This is a genomic window from Chromobacterium sp. CCUG 30098, assembly GCF_059916605.1.
Window position 1 is genome coordinate 65,966 of record NZ_JAUCGS010000013.1, and the last position, 18,731, is coordinate 84,696.

Consider the following 18,731-nt stretch of genomic DNA (forward strand, 5'->3'; position numbering starts at 1 on the left):
ATCGCGGCGACTTTTTCATTGCAAAGGCAGCCGTCGCGTCAGCCAGGGCAGCAGCAGCCGGTTCAGCCGGGACAAGAGCCGGTGGCGCAGGTCCAGCCAGTTGAGGTCCATGTGGTGGCGGGCGTAGCCGCCGTCGGGATCGTCGGCCGGCGGCCAGGAGCTGCCGTCCGGCGTGGGCGAGCCGGGTTCGAAGTAATAGCCGGGGCAGCACAGCGTGGCCGCGTCGTCCAGGCAGCCGCTTTGCTGCACGCACCAGGTGAAGAAGCGCGGCCCCACGGTGACGGCGGTGCGCATCGCCGGCGATTCGCGCAGCCGGGCCGGCATCGCCGGGTCCAGCGGCGCGCACTGGCCGGCGGCCAGCCGGTCCAGCACGGTGTCCCACAAGGGGTGGCCGGGCGCGCTGCCTATCAGCGCGTTGTTGAAGCCGTGGGTGCGCGACAGGATCAGCCGCCTCTCCGGCAGCAGCGGGTCTATGGGCCGCAGGTTTTCGATGTCCATGTCGATGTAGAAGCCGCCGTGCAGCGCCAGGAACAGATAGCGCGCGGCGTCTATGCGTTGGATGTCGCGCTCGAAGCCGGCGTAGCGAGCCGCGAACCAGGGATAGTGCTCGTCGACCAGCGCCTGCATCTTGGGCGCGTCCCAGAACACGAACTCCCAGTCCGGATGGCGTCGCATCCAGCTGTCGCGGTAGCGGCGGTATTTGTCCGGCAGCGCGGCGGCGCCTTGATACCAGATCTGATGGATGCGGCGCGGAATGCCCGCCTCCGGAGCGGAAAGTGTCGGCTTCACGAGAAGGTCGCTCCGCCGTCGATGGCGATGATGCGGCCGTTGAAGTAATCGCATTCGATGATGAATTTCAGCCCCTGCCAGATTTCCGCCGGCTCGGCCATGCGCCGCAGCGGCACTTGGGCGATCAAGTCCTCGCGGGTGGCCGGCGCCAGGCCCGCCGCCATCGGGGTGTCGGTCAGGCCGGGCGCGAGGCCGGCCACGCGAATGCCGAAGGGGGCCAGTTCCAGCGCCCAGGTCCGGGTCAGCGCGTCCAGGCCGGCCTTGGACGCCGCGTAGTTGGACTGGCCGGGATTGCCGGCGCTGGTGACGGAGGAGACGTTGACGATCAGGCCCGGCGTGTTGAGGCCGGACTCCACGCGGGCGGCGGCGAATTCGCGGCTCAGCAGATAGGGCGCGGTCAGATTGGCGTCCAGCACCGCCCGCCATTGCGCGGTGGGCAGCTTGCGGACGAAGCCTTCCACGTCCAGCCTCACCAGCCAGCCGTCGCGCAGGATGCCGGCGTTGTTGACCAGCAGATTGGCCGGCTCCGCGTCCTCCGACGCCGTTTTCAGAAAGGCGCGGACCGCGGCTTCCTGGCTCACGTCCAGCACCGAGCCGCGCACCGCGCCGGGGAGGCCGGCGGCGTCGTCCTCCAGCCGGCGCAGGCCGGCGGCGTCCAGGTCGGCGGCGTGGACCCGCGCGCCGGCGCGGGCCAGCTCCAGCGCGAAGGCGCGGCCGATGCCGCTGGCGGCGCCGCTGACGATGGCGTTGATGTGTTCCAGTTTCATTCTGCGGTTTCCATGGTGGTGGTTTGGGCGGCGGCCTGGCGCAGCGCGTCGCGCTCGGCGTCGGACATGCCGCGCAGCTTCAGGTAGACGGCGGCGATCTTGGCGGCCAGGCCGGGCGCGGACTCGCGTTCGGCCAGCAGCGCGGCCAGGGCGCGCGGGGTCTGGGCGTGGAAGGTGGCGCGCAGCGGCAGGGTCTGCCGGAAGATCTTGTTGACGCGCACCTGGATGCGGGTGGCCAGCAGCGAATGGCCGCCCAGCTCGAAAAAGTCGTCGTCGGCGGCGACGCCGGCGCGTTCGAACACTTCTTCCCACAGCGCGCACACCGCTTGCTCCAGCGCGCCCTGGGGCGCGCTGCCGGCGCGGGTCGGCGCGTTCGCCGCCGGTTCGGGCAGGGCCTTGCGGTCCAGCTTGAGGTTGGCCGTCAGCGGCAGCCGCTCCAGGGTGACAAAGCGGCTGGGCAGCATATAGCCGGGCAGCGCGGCGGACAGCCGGGCGCGGACCCGCTGCAAGGCGGCCGGATCGGCCTCGTCGCCGGCGCGCCAGGCGCCGCTGTCGTCCGGCACCAAATAGGCGATCAGCCGGGCGTGGCCTTGCGGGTCGCGGCGGACGGCCGCCGCGGCCTGGCGCACGCCGGGCAGCTCGCGCAGCCTGGTTTCCACTTCCTCCAGCTCCAGCCGGAAGCCGTTGAGCTTGGCCTGGCCGTCCAGCCGGCCCAGCACGCGGACCTCGCCGTTCGGCAGCAGGCAGGCCAGATCGCCGCTGCGGTAGACGCGGGCGCCGGGCCGGCCGGCCAGCGGATCGGGGAGGAAGCGGGCGGCGGTTTGCGCCGGCGCGCCCAGATAGCCCAGCGCCAGGCCGTCGCCGCCTATGCGCAGTTCGCCGGCCAGATGCGGCGGCAGCGGCTGGTCGTGGTGGTCGGCCGTCCACAGCGTGGTGCGGCGGATGGCGTGGCCGGCCGGCGGCGGCAGCTGGCCGCCGTCCACCCGGTGCAGCGCGGACCAGATGGTGGTTTCGGTGGGCCCGTAGACGTTCCACAGCGCGGCGCCGGCGTCCAGCAGCGCGCGGGCCAGATCGGCGGGCAGCGCCTCGCCGCCGCACCAGGCGCGCAGGCCGGGCGCCGGCTTCCAGCCGGCTTCCAGCAGCATGCGCCAGCTGGCCGGCGTGGCCTGGATCACGCCGGCGTCGCGGCGCGCGGCCTCGGCGGCCAGCGCCGGGCCGTCCCCGGCGGCCGAGGCCGGCGCGATGGCGACCGTGCCGCCGCAGACCAGGGGCAGCAGCAGTTCCAGCGCCGCGATGTCGAAGGACCAGGTGGTGACCGACAGCAAGACGTCGTCGGCGCTGAAGCCGGGCTCGGCGCGGAAATGCCGCAGGATGTTGGCCAGCGAGCGATGGGCGATCTGCACGCCCTTGGGCCGGCCGGTGCTGCCGGAGGTGAACAGGGTGTAGGCCGGCGCTTCCGGGTGGAGCGCGTCGCCGGGCAGCGGGCCCTCGTCGATGTCCGCGGCTGCGGGCGGCAGGGGCGCGGGCAGCGTCAACACCTTGGCGGAGGCGGGCCAGCCGGAGGCGTCGCCGTCGACGAGGATCAGGCCGGGGCGGGCGTCTTCCAGGATGGCGTCGCGGCGCAGCGGCGGCAGCGCCGGGTCCAGCGGCAGGTATTGCGCGCCGGCCCACAGCGTGGCCAGCAGGGCGGTCAGCGCGCGCGCGTCCGGCGGCAGCGCCAGCGCCACGGTGTCGCCTGGGGCGACTCCATCGGCGATCAGCCGGCGCGCCAGCGCGCGCGCGCCGCTCACCAGTTGGCCGTAGCTCAGGCTGCCGTCCTCGGCGGCGACCGCGATCTTGTCCGGGGTGAGGCGCGCGGCGGCGCTCAGCATGGCGAGCACGGTGTCGCCGTCCGGCGGCGGGAAGGCGGCCGGCGGCGTCGGCTCGGCCAGGCGCAGATCGCCGACGCGGTCCGCGCCGTCGGCGATCTGGCGCAGCAGCCGCGGCAGCGCGTGCAGCAGCGCGTCCACGCGTTCCGCCTCGATGCGGCCGGCGTCGAAGACGCCGTCCAGCTCGATGGCGTCGGCGCCGGGTTTGACGTAGAGGGTCAGCGGGTAGTTGGATTGCTCGCGCGCGGAGGCCGCGCCCACGCGCAGCGCCTGGGCGGCGTCGCCGACCTCGGCGCGGATCGGGTAGTTCTCATAGACCAGCACCGCGTCGAACAGAGGCTGGCGCGCGGACAGGCCGCTCCAGCGCTGAATGTCCACCAGGGCGCTGGCTTCGTGCGGCACCAGCCGGCTTTGGGCGTCTTGCAGCCGGCCGAGGAAATCGCCGATAGGCTGCGCGGCCGAGCAGTCGGCGCGCAGCGGCAGGGTGGCGATGAACAGGCCGACGGCGGCGTCGCGGCCGGGCAGCGATTCGGGCCGGCCGGACATGGTGACGCCGAACACCAGATCGTCGCAGCGGCCGATGCGGGACAGGGCCACCGCCAGCGCGCCCTGGAACAGGGTGTTGAGCGTGACTTTGCGCTCGCGCGCGGTCTTGCGCAGCGCGGCGCCCAGTTCCGGGCTCAGCCGCAGCGACTGGGAACGCGGCCGGGCCGGGCCGCCGGCCGGCAGCAGGGCCAGATCGGCCGCGGCGGCGTAGCCGCTGAAGTAGTCGCGCCAGAAGGCTTGCTGGGCCTGGCGGTCGCTATGCGCGCGCAGCCATTTGATGAAGCGTCCGAAGGAGGGCGCCGGCGGCAGCGCCGCGCTCTGGCCCTGGCTCAGTCCGCGGTACAGGGCCAGCGCCTCGTCGAAGACGACGGCCATGGACCAGCCGTCCAGCAGCGCGTGGTGATGGGTCCAGACCAGCCGCCACGGCGCGCCGTTACGCGTCAGCAGCGCGAGGCGCATCAAGGGCGGGGCGTCCAGCGCGAAGCCGGCTGCGCGGTCGGCGGCCAGATAGCGTTCCAGCGCGGCCTCGTCCGGCGTTTCGCGGACCGAGAACGGCAGCGCGGGTGCGCGGTGGACCCGCTGCAGCGGCGCGGCCAGCCCTTCCCAGGCGAAGCTGACGCGCAGCGCGTCATGCCGCGCCAGCACCTGTTCCCAGGCTTGGCGCAGCAAGGCCGGGTCCACCGCGCCGTCCAGTTCGGCGACCACTTGCTCGATATAGACGCCGGCCGGGCCGGCGGCGGCTTCCATCCGCGTGTGGAACAGCATGCCTTCCTGCACCGGGGTCAGCGACCACAGGTCGACGATGTCGCCATGCGCGCCCAACGCCGCGGGCAGGCCGGCCTCGTCCAGCGCGGCCAGCGGGAAATCGTCCGGGGTCAGGGCCGACGCCGCGGCGTCCGCGTCCAGGCTCAGCAGCGCCAGCAGCCGCTGCCGCGTCTGGCGGGCGAGGGCTTCCACCGTCGCGCGCGGCAGGGCGGCGCGGCCGTAGTTCCAGCGCAGCGACAGCTTGCCGTCGCTGACCAGGGCCACGATGTCGATCAGCCGCGGGCGCAGGCCGTCCGGGTCTTCCATCGCGCCCACTGATTCCGGCGCCGGTGCCAGTGCGCCGTCGGCCGGCAGGCTGGTGTCGAACTGGCCCAGGTAGTTGAAGGCGATCTGCGGCTCCGGAGCGGCGGCCAGCGCGCGGGCGTCGGCGTCGTCCGCCTGCCGCAGCGCGCCGTAGCCGGCGCCGCCGGCCGGCACTGCGCGCAGCGTCTGCTTGACCCGGCGCAGCAGGCGCTGCGGCGTGGCTTCGGCCAGGCCGCTCACGGTCAGCGGGTACAGGGCGGTGAACCAGCCCACGGTGCGGGAGAGGTCCAGCGTCTCGTCGTCGCGGCCGTGGCCTTCCATGGTGACGGACAGCGCGTCGGCGTCCAGCCAGTCGCGCAGCGCGCCCAGCGCCGCCGCCAGCAGCATTTCCTCGGCGCTGGCGCGCAGCGCTCCGCCGCGGAGCAGGGCGGCGGTTTCGCCGCCGTCCAGCGACAGTTCCACGGTGTCGGCCGCGCCGTAGCGGTTGTCGCGTTCCGCCTCCGTCGTCAGCGGGACGCGGACCGCGTCGGCGGCCAGCCGCGCCTGGTCTAGCCAGTAAGCGCGTTCTTCGGCGGAGGGCGCGCGCGGGCGCCGCGCCCAATGGCCGAAGCCGACGCGCGCCGGCGGCGGGGCCACGCCGGCCAGCAGGCCGGCGAGATCCTGCAACAGCACGCGCCAGGACACGCCGTCCACGATCAAATGATGGATGAGCAACAGCAGCCGGCCGGCCTCGCCGTCGCCGCAGTCGAAGTGCACGGCCCGCAGCAGCGGCCCGCGTTCCAGATCCAACTCCCGCTGCGCCGCCTCGGCGCGGGCCTCGATGGCGGCGGCGCGCTCCGCGGCCGGCAGCGCGCTCAGATCGACGCGCTCCAGCCAGTCTTCTTCGCGCAAGGCCTCGCGCGGCGCGTAGTGTTGACGCCAGCCTTCGGCGCCGGCGGCGAAGCGCAGGCGGAAGGCGTCGTGGCTTTGTTCCAGCCGCAGCAGGGCGTCGCGCAGCGCCGGCGCGGAGACGCCGGCGGCCACGCTCAGCAGCAGCGCCTGGTTCCAGTGGCCGGGACGCGGCAGGGCGCTTAGGCGTTCGAAGAACCAGTGCTGGGCCGGGGTCAGCGGCAGCGGCGCGCCGGACGGAATCTCCGGCAGTTCGGCTTCCGGCCGCGCCGGGCGGACCTGGGCGGCCAGCTCGGCGACGGTGGGATGGCTGAAGATGTCGCGCGCGGCCAGCGCCAGGCCGGCCTGGCGGGCCTGGGCCACGATCTGCAGGCCGAGGATGGAGTCCCCGCCCAATTGGAAGAAGTTGTCGTCGGCGCCGATGTCCTCGCGGCCCAGCACTTGTTGCCAGATCGCGGCCAAGGCTTGCTCTTGCGGGGTGTCGGGCGCGCGGCCGCGGGCCGGGGACGCCGCGTCCGTCTGCGGCGCCGGCAAGGCGGCGCGGTCGGTCTTGCCGTTGGGGCCGACCGGCCATTGCCGCAGCGCGATCCATTGCGCCGGCAGCATGTATTCCGGCAAGCGCAGGCGCAGCGCCGCCAGCATGGCCGCGCGCCAGTCGCCGGCCTCGGCCTCCGGCGTCAGCCGGACGTAGGCGGCCAGCCGGTCCGCGCCGGAGCGGTCGCGGTAGAGCGCGGCGGCGGCTTGGCGCACGCCGGGGCAGGCGGCGAGGCTGGCTTCGATCTCCTCCAGTTCCACCCGCTGGCCGCGCAGCTTGACCTGGCCGTCGGCGCGGCCCAGGTATTCCAGCGCGCCGTCCGGCAGCAGCCGCACGATGTCGCCGCTGCGGTACAGGCGGCCGCCGGGCAGCGGCGACAGCGGGTCCGGGATAAAACGCCGCGCGGTCTGCGCCGGCTGGCCCAGATAGCCGCGCGCCAGGCCGCAGCCGGCGATGTAGAGTTCGCCGCGCACGCCGGGCGGCACCGGATTGAGGCGGGCGTCCAGCACGTGGAAGACGACGCCGTCTATGGGCTGGCCGATGCCGACGGCGAGCGCCGGCGGGTCCGAGCGCAGGTATTCCGCGCTGGAGGCGTCGATGGCGGTTTCGGTGGGGCCGTAGAGATTGACCAGCGGGATGTCCAGCGCGGCGTGGAAGCGGGCCAGGGTGGCGGCCGGCAGCGCTTCGCCGCCGACGAAGACCCGGCGCAGCGCGCGGCAGCCGGCGAAGTCCGGCATCGCCAGCAGCACGGCCAGCAGGCTGGGCACCAGCTGCAGCACGGTGACGCCTTGTTCGCGCACGGCGCGGATCAGGTAGTCCGGGTCGCGGTGGCCGTCCTCGGTCGCCAGCAGCAGCTTCGCGCCCTGGGTCAGCGGCGCCCAGAATTCCCATACCGAGGCGTCGAAACCCACCGGGGTTTTCTGCAGCACCGCGTCGTCCGCGTCCAGCGGGTAGCGGCGCTTCATCCAGGCCATGTGGTTGTCCAGCGCGGCGCGGCCGACGGCGACGCCCTTGGGGCGGCCGCTGGAGCCGGAGGTGAACAGCAGATAGGCCAGCGCGTCGCCGTGGACCGGCGCGACGGGGGCGGCCGCGTCTTCATCGTTCAGATCTTCGGCCAGGTTTGCTTGCAAGACGGCGCAGCCGGGCGGCGCGTCAGCGGCGGGGTCCAGGCTGAGTAGCAGCGCCGGCGCGGCCTCTTGCAGGATGTCGCGGCGGCGCGCTTCCGGCTGGCCGCGGTCCAGCGGCAGATAGGCGGCGCCGGCTTTCAGCGTCGCCAGCATCGCCACCACCAGCTCGGGCGAGCGCGGCAAGTCCAGCGCCACCACCGCGTCCGGGCCGGCTCCGTGCGCCAGCAGCCGGCGCGCCAGCCGATTGGCGCGGGCGTCCAGTTCGGCGTAGCTCAGCGTCGCGCCCTCGCCGGCCACGGCCACGGCGTCCGGGCGTTGCCGCGCGACGGCGGCGATGGCCTGCGGCACCGAGAAGTCGGCGAGGCCGGCGGACGGGCCGCGTAGCGGCTTGGGCGCGCTCTCGGTCAGCGGCGCGTCCAGGCACAGGGCGTCCGGGTTCCGCGTCAGCGCCTCGGCGGCGGCCAGGTAGAGCCGGCCGATGGCGGCCACTTGCGCGTCGGGGAAGGCCGCGCGGTCGTAGGAAAAGCCCAGGGTGACGGCGCCCTCGGCGCGGCTGGCGCTGAAGGTGACCGCCAGCGGGATGTCCACCGCTTCCAGGCGGCTGCTGTCCAGCACTTCCAGCGCGCCGGCCTCGCCCAGTTCGCGGTAGACGTGGAAGTCCACGTAGTTGAAGGAGGCTTCGAAGCGGGCGGCTTCGCCCAGCTTGAGGATGTCCGCCAGCGGGAAGAAGCGGTGAGGCAGGCTGTTGCCTTCCGCCGCCATGGTTTCCGCCAGCAGCGCGCGCCAGCTGCCGCCGACGCGGACGCGCAGCGGCAGGGTGTTGAGGAAGAGGCCCAGCGCTTCGGCGCCGTCGGCGTCGGCCGGGCGGCCGTTGCTGACCAGGCCGGTGACGATTTCGTCCTGGCCGCACAAGCAGGCCAGCGCGCGGGCGTGCACCGCCAGCAACAGGGTCTTCAGCGGCAGGCCGCTGTCGGCGGCCAGGCGGATCAGCGCGGCGGCGACCGCGGCCGGGAAACCGATTTCCTGCGCGCCCACCCTGGCCTTGCCCGCCGGCGCGGCATGCTGCGGCCAGCGCGGAATGGCGGCGGACGGCAGGCCGCTCAATTGGGCGCGCCAGTAAGCCTGCTGCGCCGGATCGGCCAGCGCGGCCCGCTCCGCGGCGACGAAGTCGCGGAAGGCCGCGCGCGGAGCCGGCGCGGGGCCGGTCTGGCCGCGCATCCGTTTGAACAGGGCCGCGCACAGGGTGGCCACGCTCCAGCCGTCCAGGATGGCGTGGTGGAAGGCCAGCGTCAGCTGCCATTCGTCGTCGGCCAGCCGCAGGCAGCCGACGCGCAGCAGCGGCGGCCGCTCCGGCGCGAAGCGCTGCTCGCTCAATTGCCGCAGCTGGCTGGCCACGGCTTCGTCCCGCTGCTGCGGCGACAGGCCGCGCAGGTCGTCGATGTCCAGACTGGGCGTCAGATCGCGCCAGACCAGCTGCAGCGGCTGGGAGTAGCCGGCCAGCGCGAAGCCGGTGCGCAGCAGCGGATGTTCGCGGCTCAGCTCCGCCAGCGCCTGGCGCAGGCGTTCCGGGGCGATGTCGGCGCGCAGCCGGTGGGAGAACACGTCGTGGTACAGATTGCGGCCGTCGTCGTATTCATTGTGGAACAGCATGCCGGCCTGCAGTCTGGCCAGCGGCAGCGCGTCTTCCACCTCGGGCGGCAGCCGCGCGCGGTCGGCGGCGTCTATCAGCGCGAAGGGCGGCAGGACCGCGTCCGGCGCGCTGGTGTTTTCGTCTTCGCCTTCGCCCATCGCCTCGACGATGGCGGCGATGGTGCCGTGGCGGAAAATGTCCTGGATGCTCAGCGGGCAGCCGCGCTCCTTGGCCAGGCCGGCGATGCGCACGCTGCGGATGGAGTCGCCGCCCAGCGAGAAATAATTGTCGTGGATGCCGACGCGCGGCAGGCCCAGCACCTGGCTCCAGATCTCGGCCAGCAGCTGTTGCCTGGCGGTGGCGGCGGGGACGTAGGGCGTGTCTAGCACCGAGCGCGCGCCTTGCGGCGACGGCAGCGCGCGCGCGTCCACCTTGCCGTTGAGGGTGAGCGGAAACTCGGCCAGCGCGATGAAGGCCGCCGGAATCATGTGGGCCGGCAAGCGCGCGGCCAGATGGCGGCGCAAGGCGTCGGCGCCGGCCGCGGCCGGGTCGTCGGCGCGCAGATAGGCGATGAGTTGGTCGTCGGCGGCGACGAGGTGAACGTCGCGCACCGCCGGATGGCTCAGCAGCGCGGCGCGCACTTCGCCCAGCTCGATGCGGAAGCCGCGTATCTTCACTTGATGGTCGATGCGGCCGCAGTAGAGCAGCTCGCCGTCGGCGCTGCGCCGCGCCAGATCGCCGGAACGGTAGCGCCGTTCCGCGCCGACGCCGGGAAAACGCTCGGCGTTCAATTGCGGGCGGTTCAGATAGCCTAGGCTGACGCCGGCGCCGCCGACCAGGATTTCGCCGGGCGCCCCCAAGGGCACGGGGTGGCCGCAGGGGTCCGCCAGCTCCAGGCTCAGGTCGTCCAGCGGCTCGCCTATCGGGCTGAGTTCGCCGCCGGCCTCAAGATCGGCGGCGAGGATGCGGCGGAAGGTGACGTGAACGGTGGTTTCGGTGATGCCGTACATATTGGCCAGCCGCGGGCCGTCGTCGCCGTGCCGTTCCAGCCACGGGCAGAGCTCGGCCAGCCGCAGCGCTTCGCCGCCGAAGATCACCCAGCGCAGCGCCGTCGGCCGCGGCAGCGGCGCGGCGCTTTCCGCGGCGATCGCCAGCTTGAACGCCGACGGGGTCTGGTTCAGCACGGTGACGCCCTCGCGGCCCAGCAGTTCGACGAAGGCGGCCGGATCGCGGCTGAGTTCGCGCGGCACCACCACGCAGCGGCCGCCGTAGAGCAGCGCGCCCCAGATTTCCCACACCGAGAAATCGAAGGCGAAGGAGTGGAAATAAGTCCAGACGTCGTTCTCGTTGAAGGCGAAATGGCGGGCGCTGGCGGAGAACAAGCGCAGCACGTTGCGGTGGGAAACCAGCACGCCCTTGGGTTGGCCGGTGGAGCCGGAGGTGTAGATCACGTAAGCGCCGTGCCCGGCTTCCAGGCCGGCGGGCGGCCGCGCCGCCGGTCTGGCGCCGCAGCCTATTTCCGCCAGCGACAGGCAGCGGTGTTCCGCCGGCAGCCGCGGCCTGTGTTCGGCGTCGGTCAGCGTGAGCAAAGCCTGGCTGTCGTCCAGCTGATAGGCCAGCCGCTCTGCCGGATAATCCGGGTCCAGCGGCAGATAGACGCCGCCGGCCAGCGTCACGCCCAGCATGGCGGCGATTTGTCCGGCGGAGCGCGGTAGGCAGACGCCCACCCTGACGCCGGGCGCGACGCCGTCCTGGCGCAAGCGTTCCGCGATGGCGGCGGCTTGGGCGCGCAGCTGCCGGTAGCTCAGCGTCGCGGGGCCGTCGCTGACGGCGACGCGGTCCGGAAAACGCTCGGCGGCGGCCAGGAAGGCGGCGGCCAGGGTGTCCGGCCCGCCGCGGCCGGCCGGCGGGAGCGGCGCGGGCGGCTGAACCGCGCTGGGCCGCACCAGGCCCAGCTCGCGCAGCGCGGCGTCCGGCCGCGCGGCGATCTGGCGCAGCAGCTCCAGATAGGCCTCGGCCAGCGCCGCGGCCGGCGCCTCGTCCACCCGCGCGCGGTCGAAGCCCAGCTTCAAGCTCAAGCCGTCCGCGCCCGGCACCAGGGTCAGGGTCAGCGGGTAGTGGGTGCGCTCGCGCTGGGAAACGTCGGAAATCCGGAAGCCCAAGCCGTCCGAGGGCAGGGCGTCGCCTATCGGGAAGTTGTCTATCGCCACCAGGGTTTCGAACAGCGGCTGGCCGCGCGGCACGCCGCTGTGGCGCTGGACGTCGGCCAGATCGCTGTGCGACAGCGATTGCAGCTCCAGCTGGCGGCGCTGCACCTCGGCCAGCCATTGCGGCAGCGCGGCGTCGGCCGGCGTCGCCAGGCGCAGCGGCAGGGAGTTGATCAACAGGCCCGCCATGCCGTCCACGCCGGGCAGATCGATGGCGCGGCCGGACAAGGTGAGGCCGAAGACCACGTCGTCCTGGCGCGCGTAGCGGCTGAGCAGAATGGCCCAGGCGCCCAGCAGCAGGGTGCCCGGCGTCACCCGGCAGCGTTCGGCGGCGGCGGCGAGGTCGCCGTCGACGCGGTAGTCCAGCCCTCGTTCGATCTGGCCGACGTCGGCGCCGGCCAAGGCGCCCGGCAGCGCCGGCCGGTCCAGGCCCAGCGGCGTCGGCGCGGCGAGATCGCCCAGCAGGGCGCGCCAGCGGCGGGCGGCGGCGTCCTGGTCCTGGCGGCCCAGCCAGCTCAGATAGGCGGAGAAGGGCGGCGGCGGCGGAGGCAGCGCCGCGCCGGACAGCAGCGCGAAGTAATCGCGCATCAGGATGGGCAGCGACCAGCCGTCCAGCAGAATGTGATGGTGGCTCCAGATCAGCCGCCATTCCGCCGGCCCGTAGCGCAGCAGCGTCAGCCGCATCAGCGGCGGCCGGTTCAGCTGGAAGCCGCGGCGGCGGTCTTCGTCCAGCAGCGCCTCCAGCCGCCGCTCGCGCTCGGCCGCATCGTCTTGGCTCCAGTCGTGGACGGCCAGCGGCGCGCGGGCGCGGCGGAATACCACCTGGCGCGGCTCGGCCTGGCCCTTGGTGACGAAGGCGGTGCGCAGGATGGGATGGCGTTCGGCCAGCCGCTCCAGCGCGTCGGCCATGGCGGCGGGGTCCACCGCGCCGTCCAGCCGGCAGATCAATTGCTCGAAATAGACCGGCGAGCCGGGCGCGAACAAGGTGTGGAACAGCACGCCGCGTTGCAGCGGGCTCAGGGGCAGGATGTCCTGGATCTGGTCTTTGAGGTTCGGTGTGCTTGTCATGGTCATTCTATGTCGGTGAGGTCGTCCAGCAAGGCGGCCAATTCGTTCTCTTCCAGCGCGACGCCGGCGAAGTCCGAGGTGTGGTAGGCGACGGCGGGCAGGCCGCCGGCGCGGCAGAGCGCGGCCAGTTCTTCCAGCGCCAGTCGGCACTGTTCGGCCAGGGCCGGGGTGTTGTGGGCGTCGGCGTAGTCGAAGTCCAGCCGCAGGCGGCCTTTCTCGATGCGGGCGTTGACGGCGACGGCGTGCGGCAGCCGCTGGCGCGGGTCTTGCGCCGGTCCGGCCTCCCGCGCCGACAGCCGCGCGCGCAGCCGCGGCAGCACGCCGTCGGCGGCGTCGTCCAGCCGGCCCAGATAGTTGAAGCTGAGCGGCCGCGGCGGCGCCTGGTCCAGCGCGGCGGCCTGGGCCGGATCGCCCAGATAGCGCAGGGCGCCGAAGCCGATGCCGCCGCCGGGCACGCCGCGCAGCGCGGCCTTGGCCGCCGCCGCCGCCGGCTCCCAGCCGTCGCCGGCCGGTTCTATGCGCAGCGGGTGCAGGCAGGTGAACCAGCCCACGCTGCGCGACAGATCGGGCGCGGGGCCCGCCGCCGCGCCGCGGCCGTGGTTTTCCAGATCCAGGGCGAGCGCGGGCAGGCCGCTCAGCCGGCGCCAGGCCAGGGTCAGCGCCGCCAGCAGCAGTTCCTGCGGCTGGGCGCGGTAGCGTTCCGCGCCGCCTTCCAGCAGCGCGGCGCTGGCGTCGGCGTCCAGGCTGACCGTCGCGCGGCGGCGTTCCGCCACGCGGCCGACGGCGCAGAGTCCGGGCGGCGCGGCCAGCGGGGCGACGGCGGCGCGCCAATAGCCGAGTTCGCCGGCCAGCGCGGGCGCGGCTTCCGCCAGCGAGCGCGTCCAGGCCCGGTAGCTGACGGCCACCGGCGGCAGCGAGATCTCTACGCCGTCCGCGGCCTGGCCGTAGGCCTGGTCCAGGTCGTCCAGCAGAATGCGCCAGGACACCACGTCCAGCACCCAGTGGTGGGCGATCAGCAGCAGTTCGGGGCGGCCGTCCGGCCCGGCCTCGATCAGCACGGCGCGCAGCAGCGGGCCGCGCTCCAGGTCCAGCGATGCTTGCAAGCGCGCGCCGTGGGCTTGCAGCTCCGCCTCGCGCGCGGCCGCTTCCGTTTCCCGCAGCGTCAGCGTTTCAAGCGGCGGCGCGGCGCGCGGGCCGTAATGCTGGCTCCAGCCGCCGTCGGGCTCGCGGCGCAGCCTCAGGCGCAGCGCGTCGTGCCGCAGGGCCACGGCCGTCAGCGCCGCCCGCAGCGCGGCCGGGTCCGCGGCGGCGTCCAGGCTCAGCCGCAGGCTGAGGTTCCAGTGCTGCGGCGCGGGCCAGTCTTGTTGCAGGAACCAGCGCTGGATGGGCGCCAGCGGCGCCTCGGCCTGTTCCGGCTCCTCGATGTGGGTCCGCCGCGCTGTCGCGCCGGCCACCGCCGCCAGTCCGGCCACCGTGGGATGGGCGAACAGCGCGCGCGGCTCGATGTCGAAACCGGCCTGCTTGGCGCGCGAGACGATTTGCAGGGCCAGGATGGAATCGCCGCCGGCGGCGAAATAATTGTCGTGAACGCCGATGCCGCCGCGTCCCAGCGCCGAGCGCCAGATCTCCAGCAGCGCGGCCTCGGCCGGGCTCAGCGCGGCGTCCGCGTCCGGCGCGTCCGGCGCGGCGTCTTCCGGCGACGGCAGCGCCGCGCGGTCTATCTTGCCGGCCGGGGTCAGCGGCCATTGGCGCAGGATCAGGATGGCCTGCGGCAGCTCGTGGGCCGGCAGCCGGGCGGCCAGGTGTTCGCGCAGCGCGGCGGCGTCGGCGGCGGCCTCCGGCTTGAGCCGGGCGTAGGCCAGCAGCTGGGGGCGCTCGCCGTCCCGGCGGATCAGCGCCAGCGCCTCGTCCACGTCCGGATGGGCGCTGAGCGCGGCGGCGACGCCGTCCAGCTCGATGCGGTAGCCGCGGTGCTTGACCTGGCCGCCGGCGCGGCCCAGGAAGCGGATGCCGCCGTCGGGCAGGTATTCTCCCAGGTCGCCGCTGCGGTACAGCCGCGCGCCGGGCAGGCCGGACACCGCGTCCGGCACGAAGCTGGCGGCGGTGCGGCCGGGCTGGCCGATATAGCCGCGCGCCAGCGCCTCGCCGCCGATGTGCAGCTCGCCGGGCACGCCGGGCGGCACCAGGCCGCCCCAGCGGTCCAGCAGATAGAGGCGGACGCCGGCCATGCCGCGGCCTATGGACGGCAGCGGCTCGAGCGCGTCGCAGGCCTGCATGCTGGCGCAGACCGTGGCCTCGGTCGGGCCGTAGGCGTTGACCACGCGGCGCTTGGCGGCCCAGCGCGCCAGCAGGCCGGGCGCGGCGGTTTCGCCGGCGGAGATCAGGGTGCGCAGGCCGGGCAGGTCGTCTTGCTCCAGCGCCGCCAGCAGCGCCGGCGGCAGGGTGGCGTGGGTCAGGCCGTGACGCCGCGCGGCGCGGCGCAGTGCGCCGGCCGGGTCTTGAGCGGCGTCGGCTTCCGGCAGGCACAGGGCCGCGCCGCTGCCCAGGGCCATGAAGATTTCCGACACCGAGGCGTCGAAGCTCAGCGGGGCGAACTGGTAGACGCGGCTGCCGGCGTCCACCTGGAAAACCTCGCATTGGGCGCGGCAGAGGTTGGCGACGCCGCGATGGCTGACGCCCACGCCCTTGGGCCAGCCTGTGGAGCCGGAGGTGTAGATCAGATAGGCCAGATTGTCGACGCCGGCGGCGCAGGGCGGCGCGGCGTCCTGCGCAGAATCAGGAGCATCTGGGGCTTGGTCCAGCAAGAGCAGCTTGGCCGGCAGCCGGCTCAGCGTCGGCAGCAGGCGCGTTTCGCTGAGCAGGATGGCGGCGCCGCTGTCGGCCAGCATATAGTCCAGCCGTTCAGCCGGATAGGCCGGGTCCAGCGGCAGATAGACGGCGCCGGCCTTCAGCGTGGCCAGCAGCGCCGTCACCGCGTCCGCGCCGCGCGGCAGCAGCACGCCCACCACGGTTTCCGGGCCGGCGCCCAGCGCTTGCAGCCGGTGGGCCAGTTGGTTGGCGCGGCGCTCCAGTCCGGCGTAATCGAGCGCGCCGTTCTCGTCCAGCAGAGCAGGCGCGCGCGGCGCGGCGGCGGCCTGGCGCTCGAACAGGCGCTGCGCCAGTTCCGGCGAGGCCAGCGGCGGCCGGGCGGCGTCGGCGATCCGCGCCCGCCGCGTGTCCGCGGGCAGCAGCTCGATGGAGGCGACGGCGGCGTCCGGCGCGGCGACCATGCGTTCCGCCACCGCAAGCCAGCGTTGCAGCAATTCCTCGGCCGCCGCGTCGGCGACGCGGCTGCGGTCGAAGGTGAGCTTGACGGTCAGGGCCGCGCCGGGGATCACGGCCAGCGTCAGCGGGTAGTTGGTGTGTTCGCTGAAGCGCGGCGTTTCAAAGCCCAGGCCGGCGGCCTCGTCGCGCAGCAGCGCGTCGGCGGGGTAGTTCTCGAAGACCAGCAGGGAGTCGAACAACTGGGCGTTGTCGCGGCCGGCCCAGCGCTGGACGTCCACCAGCCTGTTGTGGGCGTAGTCCTGCACCCGGGCCTGATCGGCCTGCACCTGGGCCAGCAGCGCGCGCGCGTCGGCGGCCGGATTGAGCCGCACCCGCAAGGGCAGGGTGTTGATGAACAGCCCTATCATTTCGCCTATGCCGGGCAGATCGCCGTTGCGGCCGGACAGGGCCGCGCCGAACACGATGTCCTCGCCGTGGCCGCTGCGCGCCAGGGTCAGCGCCCAGGCGGCCTGGAACAGGGTGTTCAGCGTGCTGGCGCAAGCCTGCATCGCGGCGGCGGCGCGCGCGCTCCACTCCGGCGACAGCCGGATTTCCCGCTCGACGAAGTCGGCGCCGCCGCCGGCGGGGCCGGCGAGCAGGGTGGGCTGTTCCAGCCCGGAGAAATAGCGGCGCCAGAAGCGCTCGTCCGAGCGGGCGCGGCGGCCGGCGCGGTCCAGCCAGCCGATATAGGCGGAGAACGGCCGCGCCGGCGGCAGGGCCGGGGCCTCGCCGCGGCTGAGCGCGCGGTACAGGGTCAGCAACTCGCGGAAGAACAGCGGCAGCGACCAGCCGTCCAGCAGCAGGTGGTGATAGCTCCAGATCCAGCGCCAGCGGTCCTGGCCCAGGCGGATCAGCGCCAGCCGCATCAGCGGCGCGGCGTCCAGCGCGAACGGCCGCGCGGCGTCGGCGGCCAGATAGTCGGCCAGCGTGGCCTCGGGCTCGGCCAGGCCGGACCAGTCCAGCCGGCTGATCGGCAGCGGCGCGGCGCGCATCGCCGCCTGCAGCGGCTGGGCCAGGCCCTGCCAGTGGAAGCCGGAGCGCAGCAGCGGATGACGCGCCAGCATCGCGCGCCAGGCCTCGGCGAAGGCGTCCGGGTCCAGCGGGCCGTTGACCACGCTGCTGAGTTGTTCCAGATAAGCGCCGTCGGCGGCGTCGGCCACGCTGTGGAACAGCATGCCCTGTTGCAGCGGGGACAGCGGATAGAGATCGTCGAAAGGGCCGCTCCGGCGCGCCAGCTCCTCCACGGCGGCCTGCTCCAGCCGCGCCAGCGGGTAATCGGCGGCCAGCAGCGGCGCGGCCTCGATCTCGTCCAGCGCCAGCGCGAGTTCGCGGGCGAAGGCGTCGGCCCAGCCGGCGACGGTGGCCGCTTCGAACTGGCCGCCGGGGTAGCGCCAGTCCACGCGCAGCCTGCCGTCCAGCACCACCAGCACCAGGTCCAGCGCGAAGGGGCGCAGGTTGGCGGCGGCGCGTTCGCCGGCAATCAGCTCGGGCCGCAGTTGGAACCAGGCGTTGTCGACGCCGCGCGGCGCGCCCAGGTAATTGAAGCTGATTTCCGGCAGGCCGGCCGCGTCCAGCCGCCGGCGTGCCTCTTTGTCCGGCCCCAGCCAGCGCGCCTGGCCGTATTCCGGCGCGATGGGGGTCAACAGCGACAAGGGCGCGGCGATGGCGGCCAAGAGTTCGGCCGCGCCGGCGGTGGCGGCGTCGCCGGCCACGCTCAGCGGATACAGCGCGGTGAACCAGCCCATGGTGCGGGACAGGTCCAGGCCGGATTCCGCGTCGCGGCCATGGTGTTCCAGCGTCACCGCGAAGCGCGGCGCGTCTAGCCGGGAGGCCAGCGCGCGCCATAAGGCCAAGAGCAGCAGGGCGCTGACGCGCTGGCCGGCGGCGCGGGCGCCGGCGGCCAGCAGGCGGCCGGTCAAGGCCGCGTCCAGCTCGCGGCTGAGCAGCCGCGAGGCGGCTTCGGTATTGGCCGCCGGCGCAGCGAAGTCGCGGCGCAGCGTCGGGAAGCCGGCCGCGGCCTGGCCGAGCCAGGGCGCGGGGTCCGCCTCGGCGGCGTCGGCGCGCTGCCGCTCCGCCCAGCGCCGCCAGTTGGCGGGCACGGCGGCGAGCCGCGGGGCTTCGCCGCGCGTCAGCGCGTCCAGTGCTTGCGTCAGATCGTCCAGCAGAATGCCCCAGGACACCGCGTCCACCGCCAGATGGTGGACGATCAGCGCCAGCAGCGGCGCTTGCCGGCCGCGGCGCAGCAAGAGCGCGCGGGCCAGCGGGCCGGCGTCCGGGTCCAGCTGGCGCTGGGCCTGTTCTATCGCCGCGCGCGCGGCCTCCTCGCTCTCGTCCGTCAGCTCCAGTTCGCGGCAGGGCCAGCCGCCGGCCGCCTCGGCCAGCGCCGGTTCCGGCGCGAAGCGCAGGCGGAAGGCGTCGTGGCGCGCGGCCACGGCGTCGAGCGCGGCTTGCAGCCGGGCCGCGTCCACGGGGCGGGCCAGTTGCAGCGCCAGCGCCTGGTTCCAATGCCGCGGCTCGGCCAGCTCCTGGCCGGCGAACCAGCGCTGGATGGGCGTGGCCGGCAGCGGACCGGCGGCCGCGGCATCTTCCTCGGCCGCCGCCGTGCTGAGCGCGGCGGCCAGCTGGCGGATGCTGGGCTCCAGCAGCAGCTGGCGCGGACTCAGCGCCAGGCCTTGCGCGCGGGCGCGGGCGACCACTTGCAGGGAGAGGATGGAATCGCCGCCGAGGGCGAAGAAGTTGTCGTCGATGCCGGGCAGCGGCACGGCGAGGACGTCGGCCCAGATCTGGGCCAGCGCGCGTTCGGCGTCCGAGCGGGCTTCGACGCGCAAGGCGGCGCTGAGCGCTTGCGGCGCGGGCAACGCGGCGCGGTCCACCTTGCCGTGATGGGTCAGCGGGAAACGCTCCAGCGCCACGATGACGGCGGGCAGCATGTGTT

4 protein-coding genes are annotated in these 18,731 nt (G+C 74.1%); all 4 read right to left on the bottom strand.

The genetic code is table 11. The features are described from left to right. Positions 1-15 precede the first annotated feature (15 nt). Positions 16-789 (bottom strand): glycosyltransferase family 32 protein, encoded by a 774-nt coding sequence (locus tag QUG03_RS21365; RefSeq protein ID WP_235084513.1) that lies wholly within the window; start codon positions 787-789, stop codon positions 16-18. Then, entirely contained in the window at positions 786-1,556 is a 771-nt protein-coding gene (hmlD, locus tag QUG03_RS21370) for an SDR family oxidoreductase HmlD (RefSeq protein WP_500820940.1), read from the bottom strand. Before hmlD ends, QUG03_RS21365 begins: the two co-directional genes overlap by 4 nt. Continuing rightward, positions 1,553-12,499 (bottom strand): jagaricin-like haemolysin non-ribosomal peptide synthetase HmlC, encoded by a 10,947-nt coding sequence (hmlC, locus tag QUG03_RS21375; protein ID WP_500820941.1) that lies wholly within the window; start codon positions 12,497-12,499, stop codon positions 1,553-1,555. The genes hmlD and hmlC overlap by 4 nt, the downstream gene beginning before the upstream one ends. Further along, on the bottom strand, positions 12,496-18,731 hold a 6,236-nt coding region (locus QUG03_RS21380; RefSeq protein ID WP_500820942.1), incomplete at its 5' end, for an amino acid adenylation domain-containing protein. The genes QUG03_RS21380 and hmlC, both read right to left, overlap by 4 nt.

Coding starts and splice junctions, on each gene's coding strand:
- hmlD (WP_500820940.1), bottom strand. CDS start 1,556: ATGAAACTGGAACACATCAACGCCATCGTCAGCGGCGCCGCCAGCGGC.
- hmlC (WP_500820941.1), bottom strand. CDS start 12,499: ATGACCATGACAAGCACACCGAACCTCAAAGACCAGATCCAGGACATC.